This window comes from Campylobacter sp. CFSAN093259 (assembly GCF_012889985.1).
In the GTDB taxonomy this organism is placed as follows: domain Bacteria; phylum Campylobacterota; class Campylobacteria; order Campylobacterales; family Campylobacteraceae; genus Campylobacter_D; species Campylobacter_D jejuni.
Genome location: NZ_CP040617.1, coordinates 1,355,605 through 1,376,627, shown reverse-complemented (window position 1 = coordinate 1,376,627; position 21,023 = coordinate 1,355,605). Strand labels below are relative to the sequence as shown.

18 protein-coding genes and 3 pseudogenes are annotated in these 21,023 nt (G+C 30.8%); 8 read left to right on the top strand and 13 right to left on the bottom strand.

Annotation, left to right across the window (positions count from 1 at the left end; genetic code table 11):
* Nucleotides 1-2 precede the first annotated feature (2 nt).
* The 4 genes from FBF20_RS07130 to FBF20_RS07115 are packed head-to-tail and all read left to right on the top strand — an operon-like array spanning nt 3 to nt 4,198.
* Complete coding sequence (locus FBF20_RS07130; protein ID WP_002855324.1) at nt 3-1,205, top strand: phosphoglycerate kinase; 1,203 nt, start codon at nt 3-5, stop codon at nt 1,203-1,205.
* Nucleotides 1,202-1,873, top strand: a complete 672-nt coding sequence (locus tag FBF20_RS07125) for a triose-phosphate isomerase (protein WP_002855528.1) — start codon at nt 1,202-1,204, stop codon at nt 1,871-1,873. Before FBF20_RS07130 ends, FBF20_RS07125 begins: the two co-directional genes overlap by 4 nt.
* A 3-nt stretch (nt 1,874-1,876) precedes the next feature.
* The gene (gene fabI / locus FBF20_RS07120) at nt 1,877-2,701 is read left to right on the top strand and encodes an enoyl-ACP reductase FabI (protein WP_002780456.1); all 825 of its coding nucleotides are present in this window, start codon (nt 1,877-1,879) and stop codon (nt 2,699-2,701) included.
* Between the two features lie 3 nt (nt 2,702-2,704).
* Nucleotides 2,705-4,198, top strand: coding sequence for a hydrogenase small subunit (locus FBF20_RS07115; protein WP_002903876.1), 1,494 nt, complete (start codon nt 2,705-2,707; stop codon nt 4,196-4,198).
* Here FBF20_RS07115 and feoB read toward each other — a convergent pair.
* The 7 genes and pseudogenes from feoB to FBF20_RS07080 all read right to left on the bottom strand — a co-directional run bounded on the left by feoB (nt 4,195) and on the right by FBF20_RS07080 (nt 12,043).
* Nucleotides 4,195-6,036 (bottom strand): ferrous iron transport protein B, encoded by a 1,842-nt coding sequence (gene feoB / locus FBF20_RS07110; protein ID WP_002865443.1) that lies wholly within the window; start codon nt 6,034-6,036, stop codon nt 4,195-4,197. The two genes, FBF20_RS07115 and feoB, sit on opposite strands and share 4 nt — an antisense overlap.
* Nucleotides 6,033-6,257, bottom strand: coding sequence for a ferrous iron transport protein A (locus tag FBF20_RS07105; RefSeq protein ID WP_002779147.1), 225 nt, complete (start codon nt 6,255-6,257; stop codon nt 6,033-6,035). The genes feoB and FBF20_RS07105 overlap by 4 nt, the downstream gene beginning before the upstream one ends.
* Before the next feature lie 79 nt (nt 6,258-6,336).
* Nucleotides 6,337-7,677, bottom strand: a pseudogene (locus tag FBF20_RS07100) (MmgE/PrpD family protein).
* Between the two features lie 8 nt (nt 7,678-7,685).
* Nucleotides 7,686-9,053 carry an adenylosuccinate lyase gene (gene purB, locus FBF20_RS07095; RefSeq protein ID WP_002857989.1) on the bottom strand — a complete coding sequence of 456 codons (1,368 nt, stop codon included), beginning with the start codon at nt 9,051-9,053 and terminating at the stop codon, nt 7,686-7,688.
* Between the two features lie 9 nt (nt 9,054-9,062).
* Nucleotides 9,063-10,225, bottom strand: a pseudogene (locus FBF20_RS07090) (PLP-dependent aspartate aminotransferase family protein).
* Nucleotides 10,226-10,237: 12 nt separating this feature from the next.
* Nucleotides 10,238-11,677, bottom strand: a pseudogene (gene dcuC, locus FBF20_RS07085) (C4-dicarboxylate transporter DcuC).
* Nucleotides 11,678-11,680: 3 nt separating this feature from the next.
* A complete protein-coding gene (locus tag FBF20_RS07080) occupies nt 11,681-12,043 on the bottom strand; it encodes a RidA family protein (protein WP_002852401.1) in 363 nt (120 codons plus the stop codon).
* Between the two features lie 167 nt (nt 12,044-12,210).
* Here FBF20_RS07080 and FBF20_RS07075 point away from each other — a divergent pair, with 167 nt between their 5' ends.
* Nucleotides 12,211-12,867 (top strand): transcriptional regulator, encoded by a 657-nt coding sequence (locus FBF20_RS07075; RefSeq protein WP_002855654.1) that lies wholly within the window; start codon nt 12,211-12,213, stop codon nt 12,865-12,867.
* Here FBF20_RS07075 and FBF20_RS07070 read toward each other — a convergent pair whose 3' ends face one another.
* Both FBF20_RS07070 and FBF20_RS07065 read right to left on the bottom strand, forming a co-directional pair.
* A complete protein-coding gene (locus FBF20_RS07070) occupies nt 12,868-13,338 on the bottom strand; it encodes a Cj1386 family hemin-binding protein (RefSeq protein WP_002855628.1) in 471 nt (156 codons plus the stop codon). It abuts the gene before it with no gap.
* Nucleotides 13,339-13,394: 56 nt separating this feature from the next.
* Complete coding sequence (locus tag FBF20_RS07065; RefSeq protein ID WP_002856117.1) at nt 13,395-14,819, bottom strand: catalase; 1,425 nt, start codon at nt 14,817-14,819, stop codon at nt 13,395-13,397.
* 170 nt (nt 14,820-14,989) lie between these two features.
* On the opposite strand from FBF20_RS07065, the gene FBF20_RS07060 reads away from it, so the two are divergent.
* Genes FBF20_RS07060 through fldA form a run of 3 tightly spaced genes read left to right on the top strand, consistent with a single transcriptional unit; the run spans nt 14,990 to nt 16,493 of the window.
* Entirely contained in the window at nt 14,990-15,304 is a 315-nt protein-coding gene (locus FBF20_RS07060; protein ID WP_002855637.1) for a DUF2325 domain-containing protein, read from the top strand.
* 2 nt (nt 15,305-15,306) lie between these two features.
* The gene (locus FBF20_RS07055; protein WP_002855633.1) at nt 15,307-16,002 is read left to right on the top strand and encodes a hypothetical protein; all 696 of its coding nucleotides are present in this window, start codon (nt 15,307-15,309) and stop codon (nt 16,000-16,002) included.
* Nucleotides 16,002-16,493, top strand: coding sequence for a flavodoxin FldA (gene fldA, locus FBF20_RS07050; RefSeq protein WP_002855629.1), 492 nt, complete (start codon nt 16,002-16,004; stop codon nt 16,491-16,493). Before FBF20_RS07055 ends, fldA begins: the two co-directional genes overlap by 1 nt.
* A gap of 44 nt (nt 16,494-16,537) precedes the next feature.
* Here fldA and FBF20_RS07045 read toward each other — a convergent pair whose 3' ends face one another.
* From FBF20_RS07045 to selA, 4 genes are read right to left on the bottom strand one after another with little or no spacing between them, the layout of a single operon-like run.
* Nucleotides 16,538-17,068, bottom strand: a complete 531-nt coding sequence (locus FBF20_RS07045; RefSeq protein WP_002858393.1) for a lipoprotein — start codon at nt 17,066-17,068, stop codon at nt 16,538-16,540.
* A 5-nt stretch (nt 17,069-17,073) separates the two neighbouring features.
* Nucleotides 17,074-17,784 carry a DsbA family protein gene (locus FBF20_RS07040; protein WP_002858436.1) on the bottom strand — a complete coding sequence of 237 codons (711 nt, stop codon included), beginning with the start codon at nt 17,782-17,784 and terminating at the stop codon, nt 17,074-17,076.
* Between the two features lie 48 nt (nt 17,785-17,832).
* Entirely contained in the window at nt 17,833-19,638 is a 1,806-nt protein-coding gene (gene selB, locus FBF20_RS07035; RefSeq protein ID WP_002857930.1) for a selenocysteine-specific translation elongation factor, read from the bottom strand.
* Entirely contained in the window at nt 19,635-20,957 is a 1,323-nt protein-coding gene (gene selA, locus FBF20_RS07030; RefSeq protein ID WP_002858009.1) for an L-seryl-tRNA(Sec) selenium transferase, read from the bottom strand. Before selA ends, selB begins: the two co-directional genes overlap by 4 nt.
* Between the last annotated feature and the right edge of the window lie 66 nt (nt 20,958-21,023).

Genomic DNA, 21,023 nt, shown 5'->3' with positions numbered 1-21,023 from the left:
TCATGAGTGATATTATTTCTATAAAAGACATTGATTTAGCTAAGAAAAAAGTTTTTATAAGATGTGATTTTAATGTTCCTCAAGATGATTTTTTAAATATCACTGATGATAGACGCATAAGATCAGCTATTCCTACGATAAGATATTGTTTGGATAATGGTTGTAGTGTGATTTTAGCCTCTCATTTAGGGCGTCCAAAAGAAATTAGCTCTAAATATTCTTTAGAACCTGTGGCTAAGCGTCTTGCTAGACTTTTAGATAAAGAAATTGTTATGGCAAAAGATGTTATCGGCGAAGATGCAAAAACCAAAGCTATGAATTTAAAAGCGGGTGAAATTTTACTTCTTGAAAATTTGCGTTTTGAAAAAGGCGAAACTAAAAATGATGAAAATTTAGCCAAAGAACTTGCTTCTATGGTTCAAGTTTATATCAATGATGCTTTTGGAGTATGCCATAGAGCACATTCTAGTGTAGAGGCGATTACTAAATTTTTTGATGAAAAACACAAAGGCGCAGGATTTTTACTCCAAAAAGAAATTGATTTTGCAAGCAATCTTATCAAACATCCAGCACGTCCTTTTGTCGCTGTTGTTGGAGGTTCAAAGGTAAGTGGAAAACTTCAAGCATTGACAAATTTATTACCAAAGGTAGATAAATTAATCATAGGCGGAGGTATGGCATTTACTTTTTTAAAAGCTTTAGGTTATGATATAGGAAATTCACTTTTAGAAGAAGAACTTTTAGAAGAAGCTAATAAAATTCTTACCAAGGGTAAAAATTTAGGAGTGAAAATTTATCTTCCAGTAGATGTTGTAGCCGCTCCTGCGTGCTCACAAGATGCGCCGATGAAATTTGTTCCAGCGCAAGAAATTCCAAATGGTTGGATGGGTTTAGATATAGGACCTGCGAGTGTGAGACTTTTTAAGGAGGTGATTTCTGATGCGCAAACGATTTGGTGGAATGGACCTATGGGTGTTTTTGAAATTGATAAATTTTCAAAAGGTAGCATTAAAATGAGTCATTATATCAGCGAAGGACATGCAACTTCTGTTGTTGGAGGCGGTGATACGGCTGATGTGGTTGCGCGTGCAGGTGATGCAGATGAAATGACTTTTATTTCTACTGGAGGTGGTGCTTCTCTTGAACTTATAGAAGGCAAAGAACTTCCAGGTGTAAAAGCTTTAAGATCTAAGGAAAATGAATGATCTTTGCTGCAAATTTAAAATGCAATCACACAAGAGCAAGCTTTAAAATTTATGCTAAAATTTTAAATAAAACTATGGGGGTAAAATGCGATGATATTATCGTTTTTCCACCTAGTATAGCATTTTTAGAAAATGAAAATAACTTCATACAAGGAGCGCAAAATTTTTATCCTTGTGTTAATGGTGCTTTTACAGGCGAGCTTGGAAAAGAACATTTGGACGAATTTGGGATTAAATGTGTCTTAATCGGGCATTCTGAAAGAAGAGCTTTAGGAGATGAAGAATTTATTAAGGCTAAATTTGATTTTGCTAAAGAGCATGGTTATAAAATTGTTTTTTGTATAGGTGAAAATTTAGATACAAAAAATTCAGGCAAGACTTTAGAGTTTTTAAAAAAACAACTTGAAATTATTGATTTAAATTATGAAAAACTCATCATCGCTTATGAGCCTATTTATTCTATAGGAACGGGAGTGAGCGCACAAAGTACAGATATCGCTAAAGTGCTTGAATTTTTAGCGAGTTTAACCAAAGTACCTTTGCTTTATGGTGGAAGTGTGAATGAAAATAATATCAAAGAAATTTTAAGTGTAAATCATTGTGGTGGAGTTTTGATAGGCTCTGCAGCTTTAAAAGTAGAAAATTTTATAAAATTAATCAAAGGATAAAAGATGATTATGAAGGGTAAAAAAGGCCTTATTGTAGGGGTTGCAAATAATAAATCTATTGCTTATGGCATAGCAAAAGCATGTTTTGATCAAGGAGCCGAGCTTGCTTTTACTTTTTTAAATGATGCTTTAAAAAAACGCGTAGAACCTATAGCACAAGAGTTTAATTCTAATTTTGTTTATGAGCTTGATGTAAATAATAACGAGCATTTAGATTCTATCGCTGAAAAAATCAAAAAAGATTTAGGCGAGATTGATTTTGTAGTGCATGCGGTTGCTTTTGCTCCAAAAGAAGCTTTAGAAAATTCTTTTTTAGAAACTTCAAAAGAAGCTTTTGATATAGCTATGCAAACTTCTGTGTATTCTTTACTTTCTTTAACGCGTGCAGTTTTACCTATTTTAAAAGATAAGGGTTCGATTTTGACTTTAAGTTATCTTGGAGGGGTTAAATATGTGCCTCATTATAATGTTATGGGTGTAGCAAAAGCTGCACTTGAAAGTTCTGTGCGTTATTTGGCAAGAGATTTAGGGGTAAAAGGAATCCGTGTTAATGCTATTTCAGCAGGTCCTATTAAAACTTTGGCAGCAAGTGGAATAGGGGATTTTAGAATGATTTTAAAATACAATGAAATCAATTCTCCTTTAAAACGCAATGTTAGTATAGAAGATGTAGGAAATTCGGCTATGTATTTACTTAGCGATTTGGCAAATGGTGTTACAGGTGAAATACATTATGTCGATGCAGGATATAACATCATGGGTATGGGTGATGTTGAAAAAAATGAAGAAGGGCAAACTGTTCTTTGTTGGGATAATCAAAAAGGATAAAAAATGGCAAAGCTTAGCAATGAAGAATTAAAAAATATACTTGAAGATCGCATTAAAAAACTTGAAAATTCTACTTTAAAAGAGGATAAGGTTATTAATGAAGAAAGTGTAAAAATTCTTGCTAGGCATTTATCTTTAGGCAATGAAATTCCAGCTCTTGCTCAAAGATTTTTTCAAATCGCACCTAAGACAAAGTTAGTATGGCTTCATCTTTGTGAATGTACAGGGTGTAGTGAGAGTTTGTTGCGTTCTGAGTTGCCAAGTTTTGATGAGCTTATTTTTGATTTTTTTTCTTTAGAATATCATGAAACTTTAATGGCAGCAAATGGCACTAAAGCTGAAGAGCTTTTAGAGCATGTTTTAGAAGAAGATTTTATTTTAGCGGTTGAAGGTGGTGTTGCAGCCATTGATACCTTTTTTCTTACTATAGGAGCACAAGGAGAGAGTGGCTATGAAATTTTAGAAAAACTAGCCGCTAAAGCCAAGGCTATCTTTGCAGTGGGTACTTGTTCAAGTTATGGTGGTATTCAGGCTGCTTATCCAAATCCTAGTAAAACTTGTGGTATTAGTGAAGTTTTAAGTCAGAAAGTAGTAAATATCCCAGGTTGTCCTCCAAGTGATATAAATATCATTGCGACTTTAAGTTTTTTTGCTTTATTTGGAGTTTTACCTGAACTTGATGAGCAAAATCGTCCTGTTTGGGCTTATGGTAAATGCCTGCATGATATGTGTGAAAGAAAGGCAAAATTTGAAAGTGGGATTTTTGCTGAACATTTTGACGATGAGGCTGCAAAGAATGGAGCTTGTTTATTTAAGATAGGTTGTAAAGGACCTTATACTTACAATAACTGTCCTAAAGTGAAATTCAATGCTAAAACTTCTTGGCCAGTGGCCGCAGGACATGGTTGTATAGCCTGTAGTGAGAAAAATTTTTGGGATGAGTTTGGGAATTATGAAAAGCCTATGGCAAATATTTTTTCTTACGCTAAACTTTGTAATGAAGAGTTAAAACAAGAATTTTTTCTAGAAGAGCAAATTAAAATTTTAGAACAAATAGATTTTGAATTTGAAAGCAATATAAAACTTATTTTACAAAATATAGCTAAAAATAAATTAGGTGCTTTGCTTGTAGAAAATTATAAAAAATCCTTTGAAAAAAACTATACTTTTATAGAGCAAAATTTTGATGAAAATCCTATGCCTTCAAAAGATTTTTGGAAATATCTTGAAATAAGCTTTATTTTAGTTAAAGGAGAGTTTTTAAAAGATAAGAATGATTTTTTAATTGCGGCAAAAAATTATGCTTTTAAACATGCAAGTCCTTATGATTTTAAGTTAAATATGAACGCTGAAAAACCAAAGCTTGATGTGAGTAAATCTTTTCGTATGACTTTGATCTATCTTTGCGGTGGGCTTGATTTTGAAGGTATTGCTTATAGTATTTTAAAAACTTTTGGGGATAATATCACTAAAATTTCATCATTAAAAGCAAGTTAATTTAATAAAATTTTAGCAATATGAAGCCCTATAAAAGCTACTATATAAGCACTTGTGCAGGTAAAAAGAAAGAGAAAGAGAGTATATTTTAGCTTTCCACTTTCTTTTGAAAAAACTATAGTTGCTGCAAAGCAGGGATTATAAATCATTACAAATAAAATAAAAGCCACTGCACTTGGTATAGGTATGTTTTTAGCGATAATTCCTTTTAAATCATTATTTGTTTCATCTACATCTTTTCCTAGTGAATAAAGCACGCCCATAGTTGAGATCATCACTTCTTTAGCAGCCAAACCACTGATTAAAGATACGCTTAATTTCCAATCTAACTCAAGGGGTTGAAAAATAGGTTCTATGCCTTTGCCAAATTGTCCTAAATAACTTTGTTCTATAGCTCTTTCTTGAGCATTAAAATCATTTAAATTTTCTTCACTTTTTGGAAAATTGCTAGCAAACCATATGAGCAAAGAGGCCAAAAGTATGAAAGTTCCTGCTTTTTTAAGATACATTTTGGCTTTATTATAAACCATAAACCAAACTAAATGCCAATTTGGCATACGATATTTTGGCATTTCCATAACAAAAGGTTCATCAAGTCCACGAAATGCTGTCATTCTTAAAAATTTTGCAGCACAAAGTCCTAAAATCGCACCTAAAATATAAATTCCAAAAAGATAATTTCCTGCTTTTTCACTTGGAAAAAAAGCACCGATAAAAAGCACATATACAGGAAGTCTTGCCCCACAACTCATAAAATTGATCACAAAAAGAGTTAAAAGCCTATCTCTTTTGTTCTTAAGAGTGCGTGTAGCCATAAAAGCAGGTACCGAACAACCAAAACCAGTGATTAGCGGAATAAAACTTTTACCATGCAAACCAAATTTATGTAAAATCCCATCAAGTAAAAAAGCTACTCTTGACATATAGCCTGTGGTTTCTAAAAGAGCTATGCCTAAAAATAAAATCATTATATTAGGCAAAAAAAGTATCACAGCACCAACACCTGCGATAATCCCATCAGCCAAAGCTGAAGCGATAAAGGTATTAGAAATATTGTTTTTAACAAATTCACCTAAGGTATTAAAGCCCGATTCTATATAATCCATAGGAATTTGCCCTAAGCTAAAGGTGAGTTGAAATAAAAGCCACATTAAAAATAAAAATATAGGTAAGCCAAAGAATTTATGGATAAGTAAGGCATCGATTTTTTTGGTTAAATTTCTTTCTTCTTTTTTGTGTGTAATAATTTTTTTTGAAAGTTCATTAATAAAATATAATAAATCTTCTTTTTCCGGACTTTTTTCGCAAAGCGGAGTGTAAAATTGAGATCTTGGAATAAATTTACTTTCAAATAAAATAATAATTTTTTGCAGCAAAAGTTCTAAATTTTCTTTTGTTTTTGCTGAAATTTCAACAACTTGACTTTGAAATTCTTGGCTTAAAATAGAAGTGTCAAGCTCTATACCTTCTTTTTTGGCTTCATCGCACATATTTAAAGCTAAAAGCATTTTTTTATTAAGGCTTAAAAGTTCTGCACTAAGGATAAGATTGCGTTCTAAATTGGTAGCATCTAAAACATTAACAATAACATCATAGTCATTTTGATTTAAAAAATGACGTGTGATTTTTTCTTCTTCGCTATATCCATCTAAAGAATAAGTTCCTGGCAAATCAATGACTTCAAATTCATAGTTTTTATAAAAAGTTTTTGCGCTTGCTTTTTCTATAGTAACTCCGCTAAAATTTCCTACTTTCATATTGGCTTTGCAAAGTGCATTAATAAGAAGACTTTTGCCTACATTAGGCTGACCTACAAGAGCTATTTTGATTTTTTTCATATAAGATTCACTTCTATGGTTTTAGCTTCATCAGATCTTAGGATAACACAACTTGTATCAAGTTCTACCATTATGGTGGCATTTTTTAAAGAGGAGTGAATTTTTTTCAAGTTTTTATTTTTAATAAATCCAAAGCTTAAAAGTCTATTTTTGAGTTCTTTGTGAGCGTTTAAATTGACAATAATAGCCTTTTGTCCATCTTTTAACTCGTTTAAAGTCATTGTAATTCCTAAATTAATAATAAATATTATAATAAAAAAGTGTAATGAAATTATCCTTCTTAAAAAGAAGGATAAATATTTAAAAAGAAAAGTGGTTTAAATTTTCTAGATTGATGATTTGATCTAGAATTTTGTTAGCTTTAGTATTATCAAGGTAAATTTGTGCATTGGCTAAAAATTTAGCTTTTAATTCTTCAAAACTTAGTGGATTATCAAAATTACCTTTATTGATAAAAACATCTTTTTGGATTATGCGTCCATCTTGCAAACTGGCTTCTAAATGCCCTGGAAAATATTTTGGAAAGCCTTGAGATTTCCTTTTTTTGTAACTGATTTTTTTAGCAAATTCTAGTACTTCTTCACGCTTTAAATTTTCATAAGATTCAAGAGTGATTTTACCATCAAAGAATCCTAGAGCCATTAAAAAAGGCATGGAAAATTTGGCCTCATAAGCACTGTTTGGAGTGTATTTTGCTTCTAAAGGATCGCAAATAAAAGAAATAGGAACTTCATCTACAAAACAACGAATGCTTTTGATTTCATCTGCTTTTAAGCCATCATTTTTTAAAGCTATGGCACAATCAATAAGACCATGAGCAAAATGGCAGCTTGGATAAGGCTTTATAGAAACTTGCATACTTTGCTAAATTTCACCCAAGCCTTTATCAAGTTCTGTTTTATCGCATTCTTGTTCTATACCAAAACATTTAAAGATATTATCCCTACCTTTAAAAATGCTTAGAGGTTCACTCATGTTATTTTTAGCAAAGTTAGCGATTAAAATTCCATTTTTAATGGCATTTGCTATATGTAAGACTTTTGAATTAGAGCCATTGGATAAGAACTCATTAATCCCACTTGCAAAACTTCCAGCAAGTCCTAAAGCATTGATGATTTGTTCTTTGTTAAGATCCAGCAAGATTGCACTTGCACTCACACTTCCAAAAATTCCTGCAATAGCAGTGGTATGAAAACCACGCTTATGAAAAGTGCCTTTGCTTGCAATGCCTACTCTAGCTGCAATTTCCCAGCCTATTATAAAAGCTTTGATGATTTTTTTCGCATCTTTGCTAACATGAAAACCATAACTTAAACAAAGAGGAGTTAAAATCGCACTTGCGTGCAAAATAGCTTCTGTATGCGTATCATCAAAATCAAGTGCATGAGAAGCAATGCCATTTAGCATGGCTGCATAAATGGGATCTAATTTTTTATCATGTACCCATACAGGGGTATTTTTTTCTGTGCTTAAATTTTCAAAAGCTTTAAAGGCATTTAAAACGCATTCTTCCTTACTCGCTGCTATAGCCGTTCCAAGGCTATCAAGCATAAGCTCTTTAGCTCTTTGAACAACTGTATTAGGGATATTTTCATACTGAAGATTGAAAATAAAATCCGCCAAAATTTCGCTATAGAACATGATTTTTCCTATTTTAAGATAGCGCTATTTTTGATTTTTGCCAAAAATTCATCTACAAGTTTTGGTGCATATCCTACATAACTTGTTGCATCAAGTAAAGCATCGATATCTTTTTCTTTTAAGACTTGAGATACTCTTGTATCTGCAAGCAATACTTCTTTGAAAGTTTTTTGTTGTTCGATACCTAGCATAGCGTTTTCATAAACGATTTCATGAGCGTGTTGTTTGCCGTAATGATCGCTTAGTGCAAACATAACGCGTTCTGCCAGTACAAAGCCTTTAAGAGTGTCAAGATTTTTAAGCATTTTATCTTTTTTAACTTCTAGGTCACTAAGAGCAAATTTCATATTTGCTAAAACCACAGAAAGCATTAAAAACATTTCAGGTAAAAGTTTCCATTCCATTTTCCAAACTTGCCCATCTCTTTCATGCTCGTGTCTTTCAATATCGCTTAAAATGGCTAAATTTGCCTTAAAGGCATTGCTTACTGTAACTGCATTTTCGCTTACTGCAGGATTTCTTTTGTGTGGCATAGTGCTAGATCCTACTTGTCCTTTGCCAAAAGGTTCTGCTACTTCATCGATTTCATTGTGTGAGAGTATGAGTAATTGATGAGCGATTTTGTTAAAAGTTGCATTGATATTGCCTAGTACAAAACCAAGCTCTATAAAGCGATCACGTGTGCTCTGCCAAGAGATATTAGGCACTTCAAGTCCTAAATTCTCTAAAGTTAGCTTTTCTACTTCGTTGCATTCATCGCTTAAACTCGCCTTGGTTCCAACAGCTCCTACTATGCTGCCTACATAAAGTCTTTTTTCAAGTTCAAGTATTCTTTCAAAATGACGATCAAGCTCGCTAAGCCAGATGGCTACCTTATGCCCAAAGGTGATCGGTAAAGCTTGTAAAGCAAGAGTTCTTCCCATCATAGCAGTGTTTTTATGGGTTTTAGCTAGTTTCGCTAAGGCTTTTGCGATAGCTTTTAATTCGCTTTTTACAAGAGTCATTGCTTCTTTAAATTGTAAAACCAGTCCTGTATCGATGATATCTTGAGTGGTTACTCTAAAATGTACATATTCGCCTAAATTATTATCGCAAGCTTTTTCTAATCCTCTTACAGTAGGAACTAAAGGGTGTTTGGTCTTTTTAAATTCAGCAAAGATAAAGTCCATATCCATAAATTTATAATGAGCTTTTTTTGCGATCTCATCAGCTGCTTTTTTAGGGATAATTTTAAGTTTTGCTTGTGCTTTTGCTAAAGCTGCTTCAACATCGAGCCATTTTTGTATGCGGTTTTGTTCACAAAAAATAGCACGCATTTCCTGCGTGCTCCATGAGTCTGCTAGTAATCTATGATCAAATACGCTAATTCCTGTCATCTTATCTCCTTATTTTTTAATACTATCAAAAGCTTGTGTTAAATCAGCAATTAAATCTTTAGTATCTTCAAGACCTATATGAAATCTTACAAATAGTCCTCTTGCACTTAGGTCTGTTGCAGTTCTAGGCGGAGTAGTTACGGTGGCTAAGCTTTCATATCCACCCCAGCTAGCACCAATTGAAAAGTATTCTAGTTTATCTACAAATTTAATAGCATCATCTTTGTTATAACCTTCTGCAAATTCTATGGTAATCATACCATTTGCACCTTTATGATCACGCATGAAAATTTCATGATTTGGGTGGGATTTGAGTTTTGGATAGAAAATTGTTTTAATTTCTTTTCTGCTTTGTAAAAACTCTACAATTTCATCAGCACTTTTTTCATGAGCTTTCATTCTTACATCTAGTGTTCTCATACCACGAAGTACTAAGTAAGCATCATCAGGACTTGTTGTAAAGCCTAAAGCTTCTGGAAGTTTGTCAAAATTTTTCCATTCTTTTTCGTTGATTACTACTATACCCATGGTTACATCAGAGTGTCCACTAAGATATTTTGTAGCGGCGATAACTGAAATGTCTACTCCAAGTTCTAAAGGATTTAGAAAATATCCACTAGAATAAGTATTGTCAATAGCTACAGGGATATTATATGCATGAGCAATTTTGCAAAGTTTTGGTAAATCTATGATTTCATAAAGTATAGAACCTGGACTTTCGCATAGGATAAGCTTGGTATTAGGTTTGATTTTTTCTTCTATATCACTTGCATCAGCTTTTAAAAAATCAATTTCAACGCCTATTTTGTCTAAAAATAATTCGCAAATCGTTCTTACAGGCCCATAAATTGCATCAGTGATTAAAAAATGTGCATCTTTGCTTGCATAGTTTAAAAGTACCATGGCTAATGCTGCAAGTCCTGTTGGAAAAAGTTGTGCTCTATAACCACCCTCTAGAGTGCAAATAAGTTTTTCAAGTTCAAAATTGGTTGTTGTTCCTCTAGCTCCATAGCTTAAAACACGATCTGTTTTTCTTAATTCTCTGTATTTTTCCAAGTTGCGTGATCTTTAAAAAGTATGGTTGATGCACGCATAAGTGTAGGATTGACTGATCTTACTTCAGCACCTTGATCGCCTCTGCCACAATGAATAAGTTTAGTTTTTGAGTTCATTTTTTCTCCTTTTTAAAGATAAATATAAGTCATAATAACATTTACAATAGCCGCTACAAGCATAGGAATAGCTGTTCTTTTAACTACGGCAAAAGGACTTACTTTTGCAATAGCTGAGATAGCTAAGATCGCTGGTGCAATAGGACTAACACATCTTCCAAAGCCCGTCATGATTTGAATTGGTGCTATCATGGTGATAGTTTCAACTCCAAAGTGTTTTGCTATATTTGGGATAAGTGGAGCAAAGCTAAAAAATGCCGCATTTCCTGAACCCATTAAGAAAGCACAAACCGCAAGCAAGATTGAAACGGCGATAATAATAGCCAAAACTCCAAATCCTGCATTTTTGCAAAATTCTATTAAAGTATCTACAAAACCTACAGATAAAAGACCACTTGCAAATACTTGACCGCAAACGATGAGTGAAACTGTGATAACAAATAAATGTCCCATTCCTTTAAAGAAAATCATAATAGAATTAAGAGTTTCTACAACGCTTTTATAGCGTATCATTTCAAAAATAATAGCCACAAAAGTTGAAATCACCATTGCTTACTGGAACATTCATTTTAATTGCAGTGCTAGCAGCTGCTTTAACTTCTTGGGCACTACTTATTCCCATTAAAACCAAGATGCTATCAAGCACGGAACTAAATCCTAGGATTAAAACCAAAGGAATTATAGGTAAAATCGCATAAATTCTAGGAGGCTTTTTAAGTTCTTTTTCTTTACCTTCATTTTCATTTAGTTCTTTTTCAATTTCTTGTGCATTGAAGGCAAAATTATCTTTTTTGTCAAAAAATTTATTGCAAAGATATATCGCAATACCTACAGCTATAATGATAGGCAAGGTTGTAGGGAGTTGATAATGAACAAAATAAATTGCAGGATCAACTTCAGCTACTTTTGATGCCATGATCACATTTCCACTTCCAGGTCCATGATCGATATATTGACAAATCGCAATCACACTTAAGGCAGAAAGTTTTGAAACACCAGAAGTACAAGTATAGGATACATAGTAACCATAAGTAAAAGTGCCAAGCCTGCGTGAGAAGGGATGAAAAGAACTAAAAGTTGCACGATAAAATAAGCAACTATGAGTAAAACATAAGGAGATTTTACGGCTTTTAAAGGTTTTTCAAAAACTTTAAAAAGTGCATAAGAAGCCCCTACATGATCCATATAAGCAGAAAAACCTGCTATAGTCATAAGTGTAAGTCCAAGCCCTACTAATGTACTTGACATGGTTTGATTGAAAACTTGAAAAATATCAAAAAAACCTAAATTTAAAGAACCTTTAGCGACAATATGTGGAGAAAGTCCAAAAAGAGCAGCTAAGGAAAGTAAAAGTAAACCACTTAAAAGCAATGCCATGTGAGCATTGATTTTTTTATAAAGCATAAAAACAAGCAAAAAAACACTAAATAAAGAAAAAACAATACCTAGCATGTTTTATCCTTTTTGAGCGATGATCTCTATCTCTACTTTAGCTTTTTTTGGTAGATCTTTTACCGCAAAAGCACTTCTTGCTGGATAAGGAGCTTTAAAAAATTCAGCATAAATTTCATTGAATGCTACAAAATCATTAATATCAGCTAAAAAGCAAGTGGTTTTAATCACTTTATCATAACTGATACCATTTTCTTCTAAGATAGCACCGATATTTTTTAAAGATTGTTTGGTTTGTTCTTTGATATCAGAGCTTTCTATTTCTCCTGAAGCAGGGTTGATAGGAAGTTGTCCTGATATAAATAAAAGTCCATTTACTTCTCTGTAAGCTGAGTATGGACCAATGGCCTTTGGATAGTTTGACATGAATTCTCCTTTGTTAAATATAGATTAAGCAGAATGCATTTTATCACTACAATAATAATTTGTCAATAGTTTATTATCATAATAATAAAATTTTATTTTTAAGAAATGTTTTAAAGTATAAAGAGTAGAATTTAATATTATATTAATTTTTTATTGAAGGCAGTTTTATGGATGAGGGACAAAAACAACAATTTATAAAGTTGACATATTTTTTAGGAGAAGTTTTAGGTGAGCAATATGAGATAGTTTTTCATGTAATTACTGAAGATGGGGCCTATATTGCGGCAATTGCTAACAATCACATTAGTGGGAGAAGTTTAGATTCTCCCTTGACTGCTTTTGCAAGTGAGCTTATGCAAAATAAAAAATATTTAGAAAAAGATTTTTTATGTGATTATAAGGCTCTTGTTGGAAAATCAAAATTAATTAGAGGATCTACTTTTTTTATTAAAAATCATGACAAATTAGTAGGTATTTTGTGTATCAATCATGATACTAGCATTATGAGAGATTTAATATGCAAGATGATTGATTTAGAAAAAATTGGAGATATGGGTGATATTTTAGGAAATATTAGTTTTTCTCAAAATGATTCAAGCATAGAAACATTAAGTCACTCGATAGAGGATATTTTAGTTCAAAGTGTAGATTCTAGTTATTTAAATTCTGATTATCAATTAAGCATTGCTCAAAAAGAAGAAATTGCTGAAAAGCTATATGAAAAAGGTATTTTTAATATAAAAGGAGCGGTTCCTATCGTAGCAAAATTTTTAAAAATTTCAGAACCTAGTGTTTATAGGTATCTGAAGAAATTTAAAAAATAACTAAAATTTTTTGATAAATTTTAGTATTTTTAGGCTCATTTTCTTTAAAAAATTATTTTTAGATTTTTTGAGTAAAAATTCTGCCACATCTTTGCGTCCAAACATAATAGCAAAGGTATAAGGTGTCATTCCTAAACCATTATTTTCGTCAATATTTGCTCCATATTTAACTAAAAGTTCACACATAGGTAAGTATCCTTTAAAACAAACTCCCGCTAATGGGGTTTGTCCACGATCGTTTTTTTCATCTACTTTTGCACCTTTTTCTAAAAGCATTTTAGCGCTTTCATAAGAATTATTATAAGCTGCAAGCATAAGCAAGCTATCGCCTTTATGAGTTTTTAAATTTACATTTAAACCTGCTTCTATCATGATTTTAAGATTTTCATATTCATTATTTCTTGCAAAATTAAAAGCCATTTTACAAAGCTCTTCAAATCTTTTTTCTTCTTCTAAACTAAGAGTTGTCATTGTTTTTCCTTAATTATTATAATCTTTAGTTTGCCACCAAAAGTGGCAAGTAAAAATTATTTTTCTAAAGCTTTTTTAATTCCTTTTGCATAATCAGGTGAAATTTTTTCAAAATGTTTTAAAGCTCTAGTGATAATTTTTTCATCAACTCCTTCCATAGAAGCGGCGATATTATGAAAAAGTTGAGTTTTTTGATCATCATTCATAAGATTAAATAAAGCTCTTGGTTGAGTATAAAAGTCATTATCTAGTGGAGCATATCTTTGTGCTACGCCTTCTAAGACTAAATCAGGTTCAAGATAGCTTTTGTCTTCTTTTGGGCTATTATCATAGCTGTTTGGTTCATAATAAGCAGCATCATTTTTATAACTATCAAAATTCATAGCACCAGCGACATTGTAAGTATTCACTTCGCTTTTTGCACGATTTACTGGTAAAAGATGATAATTAGTTCCTATTCTATATCTTTGTGCATCAGGATATGAAAAAATTCTAGCTTGCAACATTTTATCAGGGCTAAAGCCAATTCCAGGAACGATATTGCTTGGACTAAAGGCAGCTTGTTCAACTTCATTAAAATAATTTTGAGGATTTTTGTTTAGAATCATTTCGCCTATATCCATCAAAGGTACAAAACTATGAGGCCAAATTTTTGTTAAATCAAAAGGATTAAATCCAAGTTTTTCTATATCTTTTTCAGCAAGAATTTGAACTTGAACTTTCCATTTTGGAAAATCTTTATTTTCTATAGCATTATAGAGATCTCTTTGATGACTTTCTCTATCTTTTGCTATAAGCTCGGCAGCTTCTTGGTTGGTAAGATTTTTAATCCCTTGTTGGGTTTTAAAATGGAATTTCACCCAAAATCTTTCATTTTTATCATTAATAAAACTATAAGTATGGCTTCCAAATCCATGCATATGACGATAACTTGCAGGAATTCCTCTATCGCTCATAAGAATGGTTACTTGATGTAAACTTTCAGGACATAAACTCCAAAAATCCCAAGCAGCATTATTACTTCTTAGATGAGTTCTTGGATCTCTTTTTTGAGTATGGATGAAATCAGGGAATTTATAAGCATCGCGGATGAAGAATGTCGGAGTGTTATTTCCTACCAAGTCCCAGTTTCCTTCTTTAGTGTAAAATTTAATAGCAAAACCTCTCACATCGCGTTCAGCATCTGCTGCACCTGCTTCACCTGCTACTGTTGAAAAGCGTAAAAATAATGGAGTAACTTCGCCTTTTTGAAAAATTTTAGCTTTGGTATAAGCACTTAAGTCTGCTGTAATTTTTATTTCGCCATAAGCTCCACTTCCCTTAGCATGAACGGTTCTTTCTGGAATTCTTTCTCTATTTTGATGAGCAAGTTTTTCAAGCAAAAGATAATCTTGCATAAGTAAAGGTCCTTTTGCGCCTGCGCTTAATGAATTTTGGTTATCAGCTATAATGTTTCCAAAATCGTTAGTCAATTTTTTCATTGTTTTCTCCTAAATAATAAATTTTATTAATTAGTAAATTATATCTATTAAAAATTAAAATTAACTGAATAATTGCATTTTATTGATAATAAATTTCAAAATAAATTTAGTTTTTTTATATTATAATAATAATTATCAAAATATATTTTAAAAATCACAAAGGAGAATTTATGTCAGTTTTGGTTATTGGTGCAGATGAAATCACTCCTATTAGAGCTGTTTTACATGATTTAGGTGCTAAAAAAATAGAACACTGGGATGCACGTAATGAAAATAGAGTTAATCGCAAGCCGATTCCTTGTGATACAGAATGTATAGTAATGTTAACAAGCTTTTTAAATCATAATACTATGAAAAAAATCAAAAATGAAGCTAAAAAGCGTAAAATTCCATTAGTTTGTGCAAAAAGAAGTGTAAGTTGTGTGTATTGTGAATATTGTAAAATTTTTAATCTTAATAAAGAATTTTCTTGCTATAAAGGTTAAAGATGTTATTTGGATTTGATGATAAGCAAGAATTTATACCGCAAATTTATCGCTATTTAAACAATCAAGAGCTTATGTTGACTTTTTTAACTCAATATAATGCGAGCGTTGATAGTGCTCTAAAAATTCCTCTTTTATATGCAAAAAATACCAAGAGTTTAAAAATGATATTTGGAAATTTTTTGCATAATATAATGCATGTTTCATTTGGTAAGATTCAAAATATAAATATCAAGCTTAATACATACGCTTTTTACTTTCAAAAAAGAAAAAGCTTGATTTTTAATACTAAAATATCTAAGAATGTCGATCTTTTAAGACTTTTAAGAATTTATCTTTATGGCATTTGTTTTGATGCGCAAATTTTATTTAGCTCCTATGTTTATGATAAGGTTTCTTTTCAAAATAATGGAAAAAATATAGATCAAGATGGTGATCTTATTATAATAGATAAGAAATTTGCAATTTTGCCACTTTGCAAAGAGATTAATACACATAATTTAGAAATTGAAAATGAAATTTATGAATTATTGAATTTAATAAAAGAAAATAATTTTGAAAAATTTTATATTGTTTGTCCGCGTAACAAAAATTTCACACATTTTATTGAAATAAAACATTTTTTGTGTGATTTAAACAAAACTATGTTAAAATTAGTTCCGTATAAAATATCAAATCAAATTATAAGGAGAAAATAATGTCAGTAGCAGTAATCTATGGTAGTGCTATGGGAAATACAGAAGGAGCGGCTAATACAATTGCTTCAAAACTTGGAATTAGCGATGTTTTTAATATCTCAGATATTGATGCAGCTAAAATGAATTCTTACGATAAATTAATTTGTGGAACTTCAACTTGGGGAAGTGGTGATTTACAAGATGATTGGGATGGTTTTGATTTTTCAGGGCTTAGTCTTGGTGGAAAAACTGTAGCTGTATTTGGTATGGGTGATAGTGAAAGTTATTCTGACACTTTTTGTGGCGGCATGGGTAAATTAGCTCAAAATTTAAAAGATGCAGGTGCAAATTTGGTAGGAGAAGTTTCAACTGATGGTTATACATTTGAAGCAAGCGATGCGGTTGTAGATGGTAAATTTGTTGGACTTGCTCTTGACAATGATAATCAAGAAGATCAAACTGAATCAAGAATTGATGCTTGGGTAGAACAAATCAAACCTTATTTTGCTTAATAATTCTTAAAATCAAGAGTTTTTATACTCTTGATTGTCTTTTCTTAAAAATAAAAAAAACTCACTATTTGATTTATAATTTTATTTTCTAAAGATAATTGACAGCGTTCTTTATTTCCAAGATAAGCTGTTCTTGCAAGAAGACTTGTTTTTTGAGAATTGTGATTTTTAGAGTTGATTTGTAAATTAACTTGCATAGTATAGTAGTTTTCTACCATCCATTCTCCATCGCTTTCCAAAGGATCAAAATCATAAAAAAATCTTGCTGAAGTTGTGATTTTTTGAGCATAAGAATGCTTTTTCATATCTACAAGATTGATTAAAATTTCATAATCTGCATTCTCTTTTACTTCTTTTAAGCCTAAATTTTTAAGTTTTAAAGCCAAATCTCTATCTAGAGTAGTTTGAAGTTGACTAGGATTTTGAAAGGAAATTTTAAAACTTTGTTGTTTTTGTGATCTGATAAAAATGCCTTCATTGCTTGTTTGAATAAAGCTTTGTGTGAAAGTTGCATTGGTGCAAGCACTCATAAAGAGTGCTATAAAAAAGCTTAAAATTAAAGCAAATTTAGACATTAGGTTTATTTAATAATAGTTGGAGTAGCGCTAAGACCTAATGAGCGATATTTTTCATATAAGGAAAAAACTTCTTTTAATTCTGCATCACTTACTTTTGGATAATTTTTGATATTTGCATCATAGTATTTGTTTAAAATTGCGATTTTTTCTTTATCATTTTTTGCTTTTTTTGCTTCCTTGTAGATTAGAGCGGATTTTTCAAAAGCAGATTTTCCATGTACTGGAGTTAAAATATAATTAACTTGATAGTTTTTAAGTTCATCATCAATTTGAGCTAAATGTTCTCTACAATAAGGGCATTCAGGATCTGAAAAAACATAAATTGCAGGTTTATTTTTATCTCCCAAAGCTATTACCATGGTTTCTTTTTGTGCTACAGCTTTAGCATTTTTTGTAAAATTTTCTCTTGCTTCTTGAAATTTTTTCATTTCATATTCTTGAGCATAAGAAATTCCCGTTTTCAAGTCGATAAGATCAGGGGTAATAAGACTATCTTTTGTAAAAAGAATGTTTTCTTGTTTTTGTCCATTTAATTCAACGCTTACAATAACACTTTCAAAACCCGTATTACCAACCTTTTGACGATTTGATACACTAACGGTAGCATTTGGAAATTGTGCTTTAATGCTTTTTGAATAAAAATCACTAATTTCTGAATTACTTGCAGCAAACAAAGATGCTGAACAGACAAGAATTAAACTTAATTTTTTCATAGTTTATAAATCCTTTAAATAAATTATGTTTAATTCTATAATGATTTTCTAAATGTTTGTTAAAAATCTTTTTTCAGCTTCTTTACTTACTTGAGGAAATTTGTCTAAGTATTCTAAATAAGCAATAGCATATTTTCTTGAAAGATTAAAATATTCTTTCATACTTTGCACATCAAGACTTTGATTTTTTAATAAATTTAAACATTCTTGCATAAGTTTTTCAAGAGCTTGTTTTTCTATAAAAAGATTGTGTGAAAGTCTTACAACCAAGCCTTTTTGGGTAAGTTTTTTGAGTATATTATCTCCGCTTTTTCTATCAAGTTCTAAAAAATCATAAAGATTATAAGGAGCTTCGGGTTTAATACCTTGTTTTTTTAAAATTTCATACATTTGGTTATTGTTTTTTTCTTGAAGTTTTTCAAAATCTATACCTTTTTTAAAATAAATTCCATTTTGAAAATCCAATAAATTTGACATTTCTTTAAGCCCAAGTTCGCAAAAATTTTCACTTGCCCAAGTAATCCTTAAAGCTAAAGAATGTGCTGAAAGCATGGCATAAGGATTTTTTTCAAGTATGAATTTGATGAAATTTTTAATTTCTTCTAGGCTTTGTAAATGATATACATTAAGATTTTTTTCATCAACAAATACTTGATTTAATTCTTTTGCTAATTTCAATGCTTTTTGATGAGAGAGTTTAAATCTCTGATAGCTTGAAAGCAAACCAAAGCCGTATTTATGTGCGTCTTTTAAGAAAGAAAAAGCTGCTTTAAAATCTTTATTTTTCAAAAACATTAAAAATTTATTTTTTTGTTCTTTTTTTAAAGGTTCGCTTAAAGGATTTAAAACCTTACCACCGCCTATAACACGATTATTTTGTAATAAAATAAAAGCCTCATCAAAACTTAAAAATACATTTTTATCAAAACTAAAATGCACAAAAAATTCATCATTTTCTAGTTTTTTTAATATATTTATTTTGCATTCTATTTGTCTTGAACCTACACAAAAAATCATTTTGCTATTTTGTAAATTTTTTGCTTTAACTAAAGCATCACATTCTTTAAAGGCTTTAAAATAACCTTTTTTACTTAGCAAATAACCTTTTTTCAACTCTTTATAATCACAATTTAAACTTAAAGCCACACGGTTACAAGCTTTGATTTGCTCTAAATTAGTATCGTGGTTTTGTATATTTTTAACAATGAGTTCTTTTTGAGTGTCTAAACAGATGATTTTTTCATTTAAAGTGATGCTTCCTTCATTAAGACTGCCTGTAACGACAGTTCCTATGCCTTTTAGAGAAAAAACTCTATCGATATAATAATGAAAAATCAGTTCTTCATCGTTTTCTTTGTTTTCTATGGTATAAAGATAATTTTTTAATTCTTCTATGCCTTGATTATTTTTTATACTGGTGTGAAATACTTTTAAAATGGGATAATCTAAATTTTTTAACTCTTCTAAAATTTCTACACTTTTTTGCTCTATATTTTCACAAAGATCACATTTGCTAAGCACTAAAATGATATTTTTAATATCAAGAATTTTTAAAATTTCTAAATGTTCTAAACTTTGTTCTTTTAAACCTTCGTTAATATCTACGACAAATAAACAAACACTAAAGCCAAAAGCTCCACTTACCATAGTTTTAACCAAATCTTTATGTCCTGGAACATCGATAAAAGAAATGTTTTTATCTTTTAATTTAAGATTTGAAAAACTTAAATTAATGGTGATTTGTCTTTCTTGTTCTTCTTTTAAACTATCGCCTTCAAAACCATTTAAAGCTTTAATGAGTGAAGTTTTTCCATGATCAATATGTCCTGCGGTTCCTATAATAACAGATTTCATAAGTTTTCCATTTGATTGATTGTAAGAATAAGTTTTTGAAGTTCATTTTCTCGTATAGTTCTAAAATCAAGAACAAATTCATCATTTTCAATGCGTCCTATGATATTTTCTTTTCTAAATCGAGTTTGTAGTTTTAAAGCATCTCCTTGAAAAGTTAGTATATAAGTATCTAAACTTTTATCAGGCATAGAACCTCCTCCTACTAAACTTTTGCTTTTTTTAAGCTGGGTTTGAAATTTTAATTCTTTTTGCACTCTTAAAGCTTTTTTCTCTATAAAGGATAAGTCATCATTTAAAAGTTTTAAGGTAATAATTTTTTCATAATCTTTTTGTAAATAAGCTTTTAAGCTTTCGTTTAAAAAAGATAGGGTTAATTTATCCACTCTTAGCATTCTTAAAAGTTGATTTTGTTTAAGTTTTTCTATGAGTTCTTTTTTTCCAAGTATAATGCCCGCTTGTACGCTGCCAAAAAGTTTATCTCCGCTAAAACTTAAAATATCACATTCTTGCACGAGTTTTCTGATTTTAGGTTCATTCTTAATCAGCTTTTCATTTAAATTTTCACACCAGCCAGAACCTAGATCATAATAACTCAAAAGCTCTTTTTCTTTTGCTAGTTCATGTAGATCTTTTATATTTACTTCACTGTGAAAACCCATAAGAGCGAAATTAGACTTGTGGGTTTTTAAAATTAGAGCGGTATTTTCATTGATAGCTTGTTCATAGTCTTTTAAGTGTGTTTTATTACTAGTTCCAACTTCGCAAAGCTTTACACCTGCAGCTTTTATCACTTCAGGCACACGAAAACTTCCGCCAATTTCTACAAGTTCTCCTCTTGAGCTTATGACTTCTTTATCATAACAAAGAGAATTAAGCACTAAAAAAACTGCCGCAGCGTTGTTATTGACCACTAAAGCATCTTCACATTCAAAAAGCATTTTAAGTTTTTCTAGTACCAAAGCATAGCGAGAGCCTCTTTTTCCATTTTCTAAATCAAACTCTACATTAGAATAATTACAAATGATATCTTTACACGCTTCATAAAGTTCTTCATGGATTACACTTCTACCAAGGTTTGTGTGTATAACCACTCCGCTTGCATTAATCACACTTTGTAAATCTTTGCGGTAAAAAGTTTTGATTTCTTTTTTGATTTCTAAAAGTAGTTTATCTTTAGAAATTTCATCTTGGAAAAAATTTTCTTTTAGTTTTGCGACAACTTTTTTACAAAAAAATGCTTTGATATAAAAAGGATAGGATTTTAAACTCTCATCTTCAATAAGAGTGTTAATTTGTGGAAAAGTTCTAAATTTGTTCATCTTAAGCCTTAAGAAAATATTTGGTTATTTTAACATAGAATTTATAAAATGATGTTTTAAAGAGAT